This window comes from Hymenobacter sp. R533113 (assembly GCF_056835965.1).
In genome coordinates this window covers 184,388-198,964 of record NZ_JAKWBD010000001.1, presented here as the reverse complement: position 1 = coordinate 198,964, position 14,577 = coordinate 184,388, and the positions used below count along the sequence as shown (strand labels likewise).

The 14,577-nt window shown below is 54.4% G+C and carries 11 protein-coding genes; 7 read left to right on the top strand and 4 right to left on the bottom strand.

Translation table 11 applies throughout. The features are described 5' to 3' along the window. Positions 1-15: 15 nt before the first annotated feature. The 3 genes from MKZ35_RS00860 (at position 16) to MKZ35_RS00850 (ending at position 4,825) form a co-directional block, all read left to right on the top strand. The gene (locus tag MKZ35_RS00860) at positions 16-1,749 is read left to right on the top strand and encodes an ATP-binding cassette domain-containing protein (RefSeq protein ID WP_482511340.1); all 1,734 of its coding nucleotides are present in this window, start codon (positions 16-18) and stop codon (positions 1,747-1,749) included. 154 nt (positions 1,750-1,903) lie between these two features. Continuing rightward, the gene (locus MKZ35_RS00855) at positions 1,904-3,214 is read left to right on the top strand and encodes an HlyD family secretion protein (protein ID WP_482511339.1); all 1,311 of its coding nucleotides are present in this window, start codon (positions 1,904-1,906) and stop codon (positions 3,212-3,214) included. Positions 3,215-3,364: 150 nt separating this feature from the next. After that, positions 3,365-4,825 carry a TolC family protein gene (locus MKZ35_RS00850; RefSeq protein WP_482511338.1) on the top strand — a complete coding sequence of 487 codons (1,461 nt, stop codon included), beginning with the start codon at positions 3,365-3,367 and terminating at the stop codon, positions 4,823-4,825. A 57-nt stretch (positions 4,826-4,882) separates the two neighbouring features. Here MKZ35_RS00850 and MKZ35_RS00845 read toward each other — a convergent pair whose 3' ends face one another. Next, entirely contained in the window at positions 4,883-5,266 is a 384-nt protein-coding gene (locus MKZ35_RS00845; RefSeq protein WP_482511337.1) for a hypothetical protein, read from the bottom strand. 73 nt (positions 5,267-5,339) lie between these two features. Then, positions 5,340-5,945, bottom strand: coding sequence for an RNA polymerase sigma factor (locus MKZ35_RS00840; protein ID WP_482511336.1), 606 nt, complete (start codon positions 5,943-5,945; stop codon positions 5,340-5,342). Positions 5,946-6,210: 265 nt separating this feature from the next. Between MKZ35_RS00840 and nuoK the strand changes: the two genes are divergently transcribed. The 4 genes from nuoK to MKZ35_RS00820 all read left to right on the top strand — a co-directional run bounded on the left by nuoK (position 6,211) and on the right by MKZ35_RS00820 (position 12,098). After that, the gene (gene nuoK, locus MKZ35_RS00835) at positions 6,211-6,543 is read left to right on the top strand and encodes an NADH-quinone oxidoreductase subunit NuoK (protein WP_482511335.1); all 333 of its coding nucleotides are present in this window, start codon (positions 6,211-6,213) and stop codon (positions 6,541-6,543) included. Positions 6,544-6,690: 147 nt separating this feature from the next. Then, complete coding sequence (nuoL, locus tag MKZ35_RS00830; RefSeq protein WP_482511334.1) at positions 6,691-8,643, top strand: NADH-quinone oxidoreductase subunit L; 1,953 nt, start codon at positions 6,691-6,693, stop codon at positions 8,641-8,643. Positions 8,644-9,061: 418 nt separating this feature from the next. Then, the gene (locus tag MKZ35_RS00825; RefSeq protein WP_482511333.1) at positions 9,062-10,528 is read left to right on the top strand and encodes a complex I subunit 4 family protein; all 1,467 of its coding nucleotides are present in this window, start codon (positions 9,062-9,064) and stop codon (positions 10,526-10,528) included. Positions 10,529-10,694: 166 nt separating this feature from the next. Continuing rightward, positions 10,695-12,098: an NADH-quinone oxidoreductase subunit N gene (locus MKZ35_RS00820; protein ID WP_482511332.1), complete on the top strand. Its 1,404-nt coding sequence runs from the start codon at positions 10,695-10,697 to the stop codon at positions 12,096-12,098. Between the two features lie 225 nt (positions 12,099-12,323). Here the strand turns inward: MKZ35_RS00820 and MKZ35_RS00815 are convergent, their stop codons facing one another. After that, entirely contained in the window at positions 12,324-12,998 is a 675-nt protein-coding gene (locus tag MKZ35_RS00815) for a hypothetical protein (protein WP_482511331.1), read from the bottom strand. Between the two features lie 131 nt (positions 12,999-13,129). Next, positions 13,130-14,527, bottom strand: a complete 1,398-nt coding sequence (locus tag MKZ35_RS00810) for an OmpA family protein (RefSeq protein WP_482511330.1) — start codon at positions 14,525-14,527, stop codon at positions 13,130-13,132. Positions 14,528-14,577: the final 50 nt, after the last annotated feature.

Below are 14,577 nucleotides of genomic sequence, written 5' to 3'. Positions count from 1 at the left end.
CAACAGGCTATACTCATGGCTAAAACCCCATTAAAGTCAACCCCTGGCCGACGCTTATGGCGGTTGTTGCTTTCTGAGCGCCGCGACATCGTTTATCTGTATGTCTACGCCTCATTGGCTGGCCTTATTACCTTATCGTTGCCATTGGGCGTGCAGAGTGTCATTGGCTTTGTGTCGAGTGGAGCAGTAAGTACGTCGCTGGTGGTGCTCATTGCCTTTATTACGGTGGGCACGGTGCTGGTGGGCGGCCTGCAGATCATGCAGATCTATCTTGTAGAGTTCTTGCAGCAGCGCTTGTTTGCGCGGGTCGCCTTCGATTTTGCCGTGCACTTACCGCGCGTACGCACGGAAGCGCTCGGCGACGAATACCTGCCGGAGCTCATGAACCGCATGTTCGACACGCCCACCTTACAGAAAGGATTAGCCATTCTGCTAATCGACTTTTCATCGGCGGGCTTACAAATATTGTTTGGGCTGCTTCTGCTGTCTTTTTATCACCCCATCTTTATTGCCTTTGGCCTCTTACTGGTCTTCATGCTCACCCTGCTGTTGCGTCTCACGTGGCGGCGAGGCCTCGAAACGAGCCTGACTGAGTCTAAATACAAATACCGGGTCGTGTCCTGGTTTGAGGACGTAGCTCGCACGGTACACACATTTCGCTTGGCTCCCCGCCAAGCGATAATCCTCGACCGCACCGACGACCATGTAAATGGCTACCTCAAGGCCCGCGGCTTGCATTTCCGGGTACTAATGACGCAGTATTTAGGCTTTGTAGGCTTCAAAACGCTTATAACAGCGGGTTTGCTGGCTATAGGCTGTTGGCTACTGGTCAATAAGCAAATCAATATTGGTCAGTTTGTAGCCTCTGAGATTGTTATCATTTTGACAATTCAAGCGGTAGAAAAGATCTTAATCAAGCTGGATGTACTGTACGACGCCCTGACCTCAATTAATAAAATTGGCCATGTGCTGGAGCTACCCACCATCAATAAGCAGTCGGGAGCTAACCTCACCTTTTTGGCTACCAATACGCAGGGCTTGCAAGTGGATTTGCGCATGGTTTCGTACCGTTACCCCGACGCCGACCATTCTACTATTGAGGAGGTATCGATGCAGCTGCAACCAAATGAGCACCTGGGCTTAGCAGGCTACGATAGTTCGGGTAAGACTACGCTCCTGCGCATTATGGGTGGACTTTTGGATACCTATCAAGGCGTGTTAACCTACGACGATATTGCGCTTCGCGACCTTGCCCCCGAGGCCTTATCGGGGGCATTGGGCGAGAATTTGTCGCATCAGCATTTATTCAGCGGCTCCGTAGTAGAAAACCTGACCCTTAATCAGCCGGAGATAAAGCCCACCGACGTAGCCTGGGTACTGGAGCTGGTAGGCCTGCGTGATACTCTGCACGCCTGGCCACACGGGTTGACCACGCACATAACTGCTGGTACACCCTTACCCGACAATGTGAGACAGAAGCTGCTCCTGGCCCGGGCCTTGGTACGCCGTCCCCGCCTGCTGTTACTCGACCACTTTCTGCCCGGGGTAGAGTTGGCTGAGCGACTGCGAATTCTCAAGCGTCTCCTGGCCACTGGCATGCCCTGGACGCTTATTCTGGCCTCCAGCGACGCGCGCTTGTTGGCATTATGCCCACGCATCGCGGTGCTACGCGAAGGCCGCTTGGTAGCTAGCGGTGATTACGAGTCTATGGCCCAGGAGCCTCACCTACAGGATCTCCTGCTTGTCTGATATAAGCCCAGGTAGCCTAGCAGCCGGTTTTTGATTGATGATTCACCTGGCTCCAATCCAGAACTTTTACCCCGGCAGCTTCTTCCTTCTGATGCTGAAAAAAGTAGCATTGGCCGCTCAAGCCTCTACCTGACATTTATTAGCTTTTCATAGCATGCCTTTCGCTGAGTATACTTTTCCTGAGACGCACCCCGAAGCCAAACGCTTCACGTCGTTTGCGCGGGTGCAGACGCCCCGTACTGGGCGGGTGCTGGCCCGTTGGTGCGGCGCACTGGGTGTGCTGGCGCTTCTATGTGGTTTTCTGCCCTGGACTCAGAATATTCGCTCTACGGGCACCCTAACTACGCTACGGCCCCAAGACCGGCCTCAGACGGTACCGAGCACCATTGCCGGCCGCATTATGCGGTGGCGCGTGCAAGAGGGACAACTCGTGCAGCGCGGTGATACGCTGGTGGAAATAGCGGAAATCAAGGACAAGTATTTCGATCCTGAGTTGCTGCTGCGTACCCGTGAGCAACTGCAGGCCAAAGAGGGCTCACTACGCGAGAATAGTGCGAAGACAGTCGCGCTGAGCCAACAGCAGGTAGCACTACGGCAGGCTTTGCGGGTGAGCCTGGATAAAGCTCAAAACAAAGTGCGCCAAAGCCGCCTTAAAGTGCTCAGCGACAGCGCCGAGCTAGTGGCTGTAAATGCCGATTTTGCCATTGCGCGGCAGCAGCTCGCTCGCCAGGAAACGCTCTACCAGCAGGGCCTGAAGTCATTGACGGAGCTGGAGCAGCGCCGCCTCAAGTTTCAGGAGTCGACGGCTAAACAGCAGGCGGTGACCAACAAGCTGGGCGGCAGCCAGCAGGAGCTGATAAATTCGCGCCTGGAGTTGCTTTCGCTAAGCGCCGAGTATCAGGATAAGCTGGCTAAGTCGGAAAGCGACCGGCGCAGCGCCACCGCTTACCAGTTTGACACGGAGGGCCAGATTGCCAAAATGCGTAATGAATATGCAAACCTGAGCCTGCGCAACGCCTTTTACCGCATAACTGCCCCCCAGGATGGCTACGTGGTACGTGCTCTGAAACAAGGTTTGGGCGAAATCATCAAGGAGGGCGAGCCCATCGTGACGGTGATGCCCTCGCACCCACAGCTGGCGGCAGAGCTGTACGTGAAGCCCATGGATATTCCGCTGCTCTCAGTGGGCCGGAAGGTTCGGCTGCAATTCGATGGTTGGCCAGCGCTGGTGTTTTCGGGGTGGCCTGGCACCAGCTTCGGCACCTTTGGGGGCGTGGTGGCCGTCATTGATAATATCGATAGCCAAGGACAGTACCGCGTGCTCGTCACCCCTGATCCTGCTGAGGAAGCCTGGCCTGCCCCGTTGCGCGTAGGCAGTGGCGTGTATGGCTGGGCCTTGCTCGACGACGTACCGATTTGGTATGAGCTATGGCGCCAGCTCAACGGCTTCCCCCTGATTTTGTAGGTCAGCCGAACGGCGCCACTAAGCTGGTAAAGGCCGGCGACAAAGCGGCTCAAGCAGAAAAGTACGTCACTGCTGAAGAATAAACCTTGCTCGTTCAGAAGGTTGCAAGACATTATCATTCGCTGCACATATATCCCCTTTTTGCCCCCCATGGCTCGTTACGCCTTTTTGCTGGTTGTGCTTCTGGCTGGTGTGCTTGGGCTGTTGCCGGCTAGCCGGGCGACGGCGCAAGCAGTGCCGCGCGATACGACGCAATCCGTCTTCACGCTTACCGATTTGGTTACCCACGTCACACTGCGGCACCCAATAGCCCGTCAGGCGGGCTTGCTGCCTGAGCGCGCACGGCAGGAAATTCGGTATGCCCGCGGCCTACTTGACCCATCCGTGAGCAGCAAGTATTATGGCAAGACCCTGGGTAGCAAGGACTATTTCAACACCTGGGACAACACGCTGCGGATACCGGTGTGGTTTGGCTTCGACGTAAAAGCGGGCTTCGAGCGCAATGTGGGCACCTATGTAAGCCAGCAAGTACGCACGCCCGAAAACGGCCTGAGCTACTTAGGAGTATCGGTACCCTTGGCGCAAGGCTTACTTATTGATGAGCGGCGGGCGGCTATTCGCCAAGCTCAGGCGTTGGCTGGCCTGGCGGAGGCTGAGCGCCGCGGTGCCCTCAACAAGCTGTTGCTGTCGGCCGCTAAGGACTATTGGGAGTGGAGCCTAAGCTACCAGCGCCTGGAGCTTTTACGCTACAATGCGGAGCTGGCCGAAGTACGATTCCGGGCTGTGCGCGAGCGTGTCCGGCAGGGCGATTTGGCGGCTATCGACTCGGTGGAGGCACTTACCGAACTCCAAAACCGTCAGGCCCAGCTGGTGCAGGCGCGGGTGCAGTGGCAAAACGTGACGCTGCTGCTCAGCAACTACCTTTGGGACGAGCAGAATCAGCCGCGCGAATTGCCCCCCACAATGCGCCCCGACGCGCTGCCCGCGCCTACCGCCTGGCTCTCCCTACCGCCTGACTCGGTAGAAGCGCTGGTAACCTTAGCCAGCCAGATTCATCCTGAACTAGCCAAGACCCGCGCTAAGCTCAACCAGCTAGGCGTAGAACGCAGGCTCCTGTCAAACAAGCTATTACCTAAGCTCTCGGTTGATTATAACCTCCTGCGTACTGGTCAGCCCTTCCAACCGGAAGGCGATATGCAGTGGACTAACACCTACCTCTCCAACAACTATAAGCTGGGCCTGAGCTTTCAATATCCGCTGTTGCTGCGCCAGGAAAGAAGCAAGCTCCAGCTCAACCAGCTCAAACGCCGCGAAGCCGAACTCGATCTGCAGCAGGACACGCGGGAAGTGCAAACCACCGTGCGTACTGTCGCCAATGATTGGGAGGCGTTGCGCGAGCAGCTCCGTGTACAAGAGCAAGTGGTTCAGAACTCGCAGACTCTGCGCAACGGCGAGCAGATTCGCTTTGAGAACGGTGAAAGCTCGGTGTTCCTGCTCAATTCGCGGGAAGCTTCCCTGGTCAGTGCGCGGGTAAAGCTGGCGGAGCTACAAGCTAAATATGCCCAGACACAGGCCACGCTGCGCTGGGCCGCTGGTGGTAGCGTGGAATAAAACGGCAGCGTGGTAGTACATCAAAAAAGCCCCCGACGCATCGGGGGGCTTTTTTGATTACTGAACAGTGGTAGCCGCCGAGGCTTCCTGCGCTTCCGGTCGCCGCATCCAGGCTGGGCCGCAGCTGGAGCGCATTTTCTGCCGAAACTTCTCCTGCTCTTCGGGCGTCAGGTGAGCCATGCGGGACTCCATCTTTTTGCGCCAGATTTCGCGGCTGGGGGCCCAGCCCCCAGGCCGGCCGCCGCGCCCCCAGCCACCAAAGAGAATACGGGTAAGCGCCAATAAACCAAGGGTTTGCCAGAAGCCGATGGCAGGCCCGCTAAAAAGCGTTGGCACCAGCCAGTTCCACAAGCTCATGGTTACAAAGCCGGCAGCCGCCACAAACAGCGTGGCGAAGAAGAAAAACTTGAGGCCGCGCAGCAGCCAGAATGAACGGTTCATGAGGGTCGATTTATGAAGTATTTTTGTCACCGAGGAGGCACTCATGCGGAGCGTTGCCTTCTGGGGGGCTTTTTTAGTCAGTGAATAACTCGGTGTACAGTTTCTGCAGGCGCTTGCGCAGGTGCTGCACAGCGTAGTGCTTGCGCGAAATCAGGGTTTTGAGCGGGACGCCGGTTTCGGCCTCCATTTCGCGGAAGGTTTTCTCTTCCAGCTCGTGCCACACAAACACCTGACGCTGGTTGGGGGGCAATTCTTCCAGGGCTTCCGCCAAGGCTTCCATTAAGGTCTCGCGCAACAAACGGTTTTCGGGCGAGTCAGCAGCAGCGGGCAGCACATCGGCGAGCAGCAGAGAATTCTCCTCGTCATCAAAGCCGCTAATGAGTTCATTTTCCAGCGAAACCGGCTTTTTGCGGCGGTAGAGGTCGGTGATTTTGTTGCGGGCCACCCGAAAAAGCCAGGCCGCCGCTTGCTCTACGGGCTTTAGCAGGCGGTAGCTTTCTACGAGTTCGGCAAAGACATCCTGTAGCACATCTTCGGCCTCGGCCTCATCGGGGATGCGTCGGCGGATGAATTGCAGCAGCCGGCCGCGCTGGGTGCGTACGGCTTCCTGTATCTGCTGGTCCTGGTGGCCTGCGGTCATGGCCAGCGTGGCGTCAAGCGTGAGGGGTAGCGTTTCCATTCTGCTCACACAGACGGATGAATCGGTAAATTACTTTATGCCCGACAAAGTATGTGTGCCGAGGTACTCTTTGTTAAAAATGCCCCCAGCCATCGTCTTCCCGGGAGGCCGATAAAGTACCTACTACTCCCACCTCCCTCCGGGCAAGCGCGCGTTGTTACCTATTATAGAGTGTGCGTTTTCCGATTTTCAGGATACCTTTGCCAGCTAATTAGCCCCGACCGAGCTTCGGGGGGCTTTTTGCTTTGTCGGCTAGCCCAACTGCATGGAACAGACCATCCCGGAAGTCATTCGCACCGTCCCGCTTCAGTACTACGTCTTCTTTGCCACGGCCCTGTTTGCCATTGGCGTAGTAGGAGTGCTCACGCGGCGCAATGCCATTATTATCTTCATGTGCGTAGAGCTGATGCTCAATGCCGTAAACGTGCTACTAACCGCTTTCTCCGCGTATCGCGCCGACCCAAATGGGCAGGTTTTCGTATTTTTCATTATGGCCGTGGCCGCCGCCGAAGTATCCGTAGGGCTAGGCATTATCGTGATGATCTACCGCAATTTTCAGAATACCGACGTCAATTTATTGAGTCGTTTGAAGTGGTAATGGTAACCTCATCCCCTAGCCCCTTCTCCTCGGGGAGAAGGGGGACTAGCTTTAATCTTGTAGAATAACTAGCAGCTAGAAAAGCTAAAAACTAGTCCCCCTTCTCCCCGAGGAGAAGGGGCTAGGGGATGAGGTCCCCACCAGCATATGCAAGAACTCGTTTTACCCAATTACGGCGCCCCTCATCCTACGCTGCTGTACGTCCTGATTCCGCTGTTGCCCTTCCTGGGCTTCCTGATCAATGGCTTGCTCAACAAGCGCCTATCCAGCACCGTGGCGGGCCTGATCGGCAGCGCCACGGTGTTGGGCTCCTTCCTGATTTCGATCTACCTGTTTACCACCTTCGAGCGTCAGTACACCGTGCAGCTCTTCGACTGGATTACGGTGGGCTCCATGCGCATTCCCTTCCAGTACCAGATCGACCAGCTCAGCCTGATTATGCTGCTGCTGGTGACGGGCGTAGGCTTCCTGATTCATGTGTATAGCATCGGCTACATGGCCCACGATGAGAACGTGGGTAAGTTCTTCAGCTTCCTCAACCTGTTTATTTTCAGTATGCTGGTGCTGGTGCTGGGGGCCAATTTTGTGATTCTGTTCATTGGCTGGGAAGGCGTCGGTCTATGCTCCTATTTGCTCATCGGCTTCTGGAACAAAAACCACGACTACAACAACGCCGCCAAGAAAGCCTTCATCATCAACCGGATCGGTGACCTGGGTTTCCTGCTCGGCATCTTTCTCATCTACCTTACCTTCGACTCGGTGCAGTACGCTGAGGTGTTTCAGAAGGCCGCGCTCAGCCAGTTTGGCCCCTACACCGTTAGCATCCTGACAGCCATTACGCTGCTCCTCTTCGTGGGTGCCATGGGCAAATCGGCCCAGCTGCCGCTCTACACTTGGCTCCCCGACGCCATGGCCGGCCCCACGCCCGTATCAGCGCTGATCCACGCGGCTACCATGGTAACGGCGGGTATTTATATGGTGCTCCGGGCCAACGTGCTCTTCACCTTGGCTCCGGCTACGCTCGAAGTAGTGGGCATTATCGGTCTGGCAACGGCTCTGTTCGCGGCTACCATCGGGCTGGCGCAGAACGATATCAAGAAGGTGCTGGCGTACTCCACGGTTTCCCAGCTGGGCTATATGTTCCTGGCTTTGGGCGTAATGGGCTATACCTCGTCCCTGTTTCACGTCCTGACCCACGCCTTCTTCAAGGCGCTCATGTTCCTTGGCGCTGGCTCCGTGATTCACGCCATGAGCAACGAGCAGGACATTCGTCGCATGGGCGGCCTGCGCAAAGCCTTGCCCATTACCTTCCTCACGTTCTTTATTGGCTGCCTGGCTATTTCAGGTATTCCGCCGCTCTCGGGCTTCTTCTCGAAAGATGAAATTCTGGCGCATACCTACGAGCACAGCAAGCTCATGTGGGCAGTCGGCTTGTTCACCGCCTTCCTGACGGCTTTCTACATGTTCCGTCTGCTCTTCCTCACGTTCTTCGGCGAGTTCCGGGGCACCGAGGAGCAGAAGCACCACCTGCACGAGTCGCCAGCCTCCATGACGCTGCCGCTGATTATCCTGGCTATTTTGGCGGCCGTGGGGGGCTTTATGGGCGCACCCATATTCCTGGGGGGCAAACATTACCTGGCTGACTTCTTAGCTCCCATTTTTACTTATTCCCGCCAGCTCAACCCGGCCGCCTTCGCCGGCGAAATTGACCATAGCACCGAACTCATGCTTATTGGCGCTTCCGTGGCGGCCGGTGTCCTAGGTATCATCTTCGCCTACGTGCAGTACGTTACGCGCGGCGTACGCCCAGTTTCGGACGAAGCGCAACGCTCGGCTCCCGAGAGTCTGGTGTACCACAAATACTACATCGACGAGTTGTACAACGCCCTCTTCGTGCGCCCCATCATGGGATTATCGCGCGGACTGTACCGCTTCGTGGAGCAAGGCATCATCGACCCGCTGGTAAATGGACTGGGCCGCCTGACTCTCGGTGGAGGGCAATTATTACGCTACGTACAGACGGGTACAATTGGCGTGTATTTGATTTTAATGGTGGTAGGTATCGTGCTTATTCTGGCGCTGAACTTTGGCAAGTTCTAGACGAATACTATGTATGCTGTTATTTGATTTAATTATAACTGATACTGTAGTAATTCTTTTTATTGTTGCAGTGCTCACTTTTATTCCATTTATTATTTGCTTGGCGTTTATCATCAAATATTATAATTCTCAAAAATTCTTTTTAAACTATATAAAACTGTTTTTCGCTTTTGTCCTCATCCAAAATTTGGTTTTGCACATTTTTTTAGTGAGAGATATTGGTGACACCAATATTTTCAGCTTTTATTTTAATCAGGTTTTTTATGTGTCAACACCAATCTTATTTACTACTTTAATAGCAGTCAGTATTTTTTTATTCACAAGAATAAACCAGAAAAGGAAGTTTATTAAATAGATATTTATAGGGTATTTTCTAAAAAAAATTAAATAATTCTCGACACGCACCACACAGTAAATAATGCTTACAGCTCTTCTCCTTTTCTTCCCTCTTGCCGCCGCGCTGCTGCTGCACTTTGTCAAAGGCAAAGCCGGGCGTGTATTCGCCCTTGGGGCGGCGCTGCTGGAGTTTCTGGTCGCGGTGTATGCGGCGGTTACGTTCAACGGCAGCAACGCCGGACAGCTGGAGGTGAACCTGCCCTGGATTGCCTCGGCGGGCATCAGTTTTCACGTCGGGATGGATGGGCTGAGCTTGCTGCTCGTGCTGCTCACCACCTTCTTGGTGCCGCTGATTCTGCTGGCTTCCTTCCGCCACGACTATAAAAACGAGTCGGCTTTCTACGCGCTGGTGCTGTTTATGGAAACCGGCCTGATTGGGGTGTTTACCTCCATGGATGCGTTTCTGTTCTACTTCTTCTGGGAAGTGGCGCTCATTCCGATTTACTTTCTGGCGGGCATTTGGGGCGGGGAGCGGCGCGTGGCCGTCACGTTCAAGTTTTTTCTGTACACCATCATCGGCTCGCTGTTTATGCTGGCCGGCTTCGTGTACCTCTATTATCAAACCGGCCCCGCCGCCAATGGCCTGGCCCCCCATACCTCCGACCTCCAGGCTTTCTACAACCTGAGCCTGACCGCGGCCGAGCAATCGTGGCTTTTCTGGTTGATTTTCATTGCCTTCGCGGTGAAGATGCCCATCTTCCCCTTCCACACCTGGCAGCCTGACACCTATACCGAAGCCCCGGCTCCGGCTACCATGCTGTTGTCGGGTATTATGTTGAAGATGGGCATCTACGGCTGTTTGCGCTGGCTCTTGCCCATTACCCCGCTGGGAGTTAGCCAGTGGGGCTGGCTGGTGATGATTCTAGCCGTTATCGGCATTATCTACGGCGCCATCATCGCCATTCGGCAGCGCGATATGAAGCGCCTGATTGCCTACTCCTCCCTCTCCCACGTCGGGCTGATGGCGGCGGGCGTGTTCTCGCTCACGCAAATGGGTTTGCAGGGCGCCGTCGTGCAGATGCTGGCCCACGGCGTGAACGTAGTCGGCATGTTCTTCATTGCCGACATCATCCAGCGCCGCACCAACACCCGCCTGATTCCGGAACTGGGTGGCCTGACCCAAACTACGCCGCTGCTCTCCGTGAGCTTCCTGGTAGTGCTGCTCGCCACGGTAGCCCTGCCCCTGACCAGTGGGTTCGTGGGTGAGTTTCTGCTGCTGGCGGGTGTGTTTCAGTACAACAACTGGCTGGGCGCCGTAGCGGGCGTTACCATCATTCTGGGGGCCGTTTATTTGCTGCGCATGTTCCAGCGCGTGATGCTGGGTCCGTCTACCTCGTTTACCGCTGCCTTCCGCGACCTGAACGGCGCCGAGCTGGCCGTTCTGGTGCCCCTGATTGTTATGATCTTCTGGATTGGCTTGTTTCCCAATACGTTCCTGCAAATGTCGGAGCCGAGCGTAGTTCGGATTCTGAGCTTAATGCAGCGGTAGAATGTAGCGCGAACTTTCAGTTCGCGCATCGTTAAACGACCGGTTGAGGGTCTTTTGCAACGGCTTGTTCAATAACTGCAACGATACGCGAACTGAAAGTTCGCGCTACAAACAACGACTTCGTTCAACGATTCCCCAAGCTGGAGCTTGGGGCAACCTTCTGCCAATGGCCTCTATTATATTACTCTCCGTTCTTGGCATCGCCAACCTCTTCTTAGGCTTTCTGCGCTCCAACCGCATGCTGCTGCCCGCGGCCATGGTTATTCTGCTGATTGTTTTCGGAGCCAACCTATTCGATTGGAATGCGCCATCTCAGTCGTATTTCAACAACATGCTTACCATCGACCGTTTCTCGGTCGCTTTCACGGGCATTGTGGTGCTCACCACGCTGTTGCTGCTCCCTTTCTCCCAAAAGTACGTGCACGACAACGAGGCTAACCTCGCTGAATATTACTCATTGCTGCTGTTCTCGCTCGTGGGGGCCATTATGATGGTTAGTTACGACAACATGCTCATGCTGTTCGTGGGCATCGAAATTCTGAGCATATCCATGTATGTGGTAGCTGGCTCCGACAAGCGCAACGTACGCTCCAATGAAGCAGCGCTGAAGTACTTTTTGATGGGCTCGTTTGCCACCGGCATTCTGCTCTTTGGTATTGCCTTAGTGTATGGTGCCACCGGTGCTTTCCAGCTCAGCGACATCGGCACGGCGGTTACCAATCCCGCCAACGACTCGCTGCGGCCCATGCTTTATATCGGCATTCTGCTGATGCTCATTGGTATTGGCTTTAAAGTGTCGGCGGCGCCCTTCCATTACTGGACGCCCGATGTGTACGAAGGCACGCCCACGTTCTTCGCCGCCTTCATGAGTACGGTGGTGAAAACTGCTGGTTTTGCCGCCTTTCTGAAGTTGCTGGTGCAGGCCTTCCCCGCCGCCCAAGGCTTCTGGATTCCGACTATCGTGGCTATGTGCGCCCTCACTTTGCTAATCGGCAATGTGGGTGCCGTTGCCCAGCAGAGCGTAAAGCGGATGCTGGCTTACTCCAGTATATCGCACGCAGGCTATTTGCTTATCGGTCTGGTCGCGTTCAATGGACAGCTTAGTGGCTTGTCGGCCAACGGTATTTTCTTTTACTCGCTGGCGTATTCCATTGCCACTATTGCCGCCTTCGGGGTGCTCAAGCTCGTGCACGATCAGCGCCAGCGCGAGGACTACGACGGCCTCAACGGCCTGGCCCGCACCAATCCGCTGCTGGCTTTCGTGATGACAATTGCTATGCTCTCCCTGGCCGGTATTCCGCTTACGGGGGGCTTTTTTGGCAAGTTCTTCCTCTTCGGCGCGGCGGTAGATAAAGGCTATATTGGCCTGGTTGTTTTCGCCGTCATCATGTCCATGGTCGGTATTTATTATTACTTGCGGCCCATTATTGCCATGTACATGAAGCCTGCCGATGATGAAGCGGCGGCTCCTATCGTTGTAAGCAGCTTTCAGTCGGCCGTTCTGATTGTCCTTGCTTTGCTTACTGTGGTACTTGGCATATTGCCTGGCTTAGTAAGCGGAATTTTATAGGAGAATACTATTTGAATCTATAACAAGAAAAGAGCGGCTTAATAAGCCGCTCTTTTCTTGTTATAGATTCAAATTAGCCGGTCATGCAGAACGCAGTGAAGAATCTGGCGTGTTTAACTGGGTTACTAATTCCACATCAGCAAGCGAGATGCTTCGCGCTGCTCAGCATGACAGACGATTTATTCGCTATTACTTCTTGTATTTATCTTTAGGCAAGCGGCTGCCCTATTTAACTCCTAATAATTGTCGAAAATCATTTTCAATATTGCGCATAACTACCGGAATTGATTTTCGCACTATTTCAGAAGCTAGCTGTGCCTTCGCAAAATCAGGACGGAAATAGTCATTTTCCCCACCAAATCCTGACGCGCTGTATTTGTGCATACTATCGAAGTAGCTATTGCGCAGCGCATCCAGTTGGGCGCAAGACTCCAGAGAAAAGAAGATCTTGTTTGCGGTGTAATAAGTTAGAAAAGCCTCGTATGCCTGACTGGCGGTTTTAATCCGCTCTTCTTCTTCCAGATCGGCATCCGCATGAATGAATTTTAGCGTGGCCGTCATCTCTTTCAGAGCCGCGTTCAGGCTTACTATTTTTTGGTACAGGCTTTCCAGCACGAGCATGCGCTTTTCGTGGAGCCGCGAATCCTTGGTATTGGCTAGCTGTAGCTCGGCCCTAAACTGCTCCAGGCTCCGATCAAGCTGCGCCTTGAATTCAATCGACTTGCTTTCCAACTCCTTCTCATACGCCCGAAACCGCATTTTCAGAAACTGCTCGCCCAGCGCCTTCGCCACCCACGAGGCGGCCCCAATGAGCAGCGCATATACGCTAACATTTGCCAAAACCTCGCCCCAGTTGATTCCCATGCCTGCCATTCCATTTTTCCAATAATATACTTCCATTACCGCATAGCTTAGTCGCAAACCAGGTCGGCTGATTTGATAACTTCTGGGGGCATTTTAGTGCCCTATCTTCATAAAAAAGCCCCCTCGTATATAAGGCAGGCTTTTTTATGAAAATGGGGCACTAATATCTACTTGCGGGTAACGCGCAGACTAATGCGGCGGTTGAGGGCGCGGCCGTCCTCAGTGTCGTTGCTGGCAATCGGGATTTTCGGGCCATAGCCTTTGGTCGTGATGCGGGTAGCATCAACGCCCAAATCGGCGAGAACTGCCATAGCCGCATTGGCCCGGTCCTCACTCATCTTCATGTTGCTGGCGAAGCTGCCGCTATTGTCGGTGTAGCCACCGATGCGGACTTTAGTACGTGGAAAGTTTTTCAAAATAGCCGCGACATTCCGAAGCTGTTGCTGCGACTCAGGGGTGAGCACGGCGCTGGAAGGAGCGAAATAAATCCGATCGAAGCTAATCCAGCCTTTCGTTCGGTTCACCGAATCTACCTGAGCGGCATCATTGGCCAGAAACTGATACAACCGGTTTTCCGTCGAGTTGGCGCCCACCATTTGCCGGGTGCCATCGTTCAGCTTAATAAGAGTGGGAAGTCCGGTGTCGTAAATGTAGTTGCCGGTAGCCTCATCATAGCGTCCTTGGCCAGCGCCGGCCGGGCCAGCAGCTACCACGTTAGTAGCTGAAGTCGATTCAGTATTCGATTCGGAGTTCCCAGACAAACTATTCAAGCCTGCATCTATCCGGTCTTGGCCCAAGAAGTAGCCCAGAGCAGCGGCAATAGCTATAAGCAGTATGCCCAAGCCCAGCCAGCTAGAGGACCAGATGGAGGTTTTGGCCGGCGCCTCTTCCGGATGATAGTAATCGCCGACGGCTGTTGTGCGTCGGTTTTGTAGCCCAACCATATCGGGGCTGTATCCCTGCCCATTCATGCGCGGCTCGAAACTCATCGGACTCGGCCGGGGAATAGTCTGCGGCTGAACTTGGGCTTCTGAGCGAGGCTGAGAGGCAAAAGACTGGGTCATTTCGGGCTGAATCGTACCCATCATGCGGCGCTGTTCCTGTAGCCAATGACTCAAGCTGTTGGCATCCAGCTCTCTTTCGGCGGCCTGCTGGCCCAATAGGCCCAGTGTAATAGGTGTGGCCAAGCCTAGCAGGTTGACCACGGTCGTATTATGGCTCCCCGCACCATTTGCAACCGTCTCAATGGTACCATTATACCTATCGCTAAGGAGTGACTTCATTAGTTCAGCGCCCCGGCTTTGCCAACCACCGCCACCGATTAGTCGGCCGGTGGTTGGCCGCAGCACGCCCTGCTCATGCGCTTCGCGAGCCATGCCCCATAACACTTCGGCACCACCAGCTTGCTCAGCCAGAGTGGCTAAACTGTTTATTACCAAAGAAACAACTCGGCTAAGAGCTCCCTCAATACCAGCTTCGCTCTCTCCGACTGCCGCTACTCCGGTTTGCCGAATAACTTCTGAAGAGAAGTGGTTTTTTACAGCTTCCAGTAAATTGTAAATCATAGCAGTAGATGAATGAATATGCGTCGAAAGAACATGATATTAATAATTTT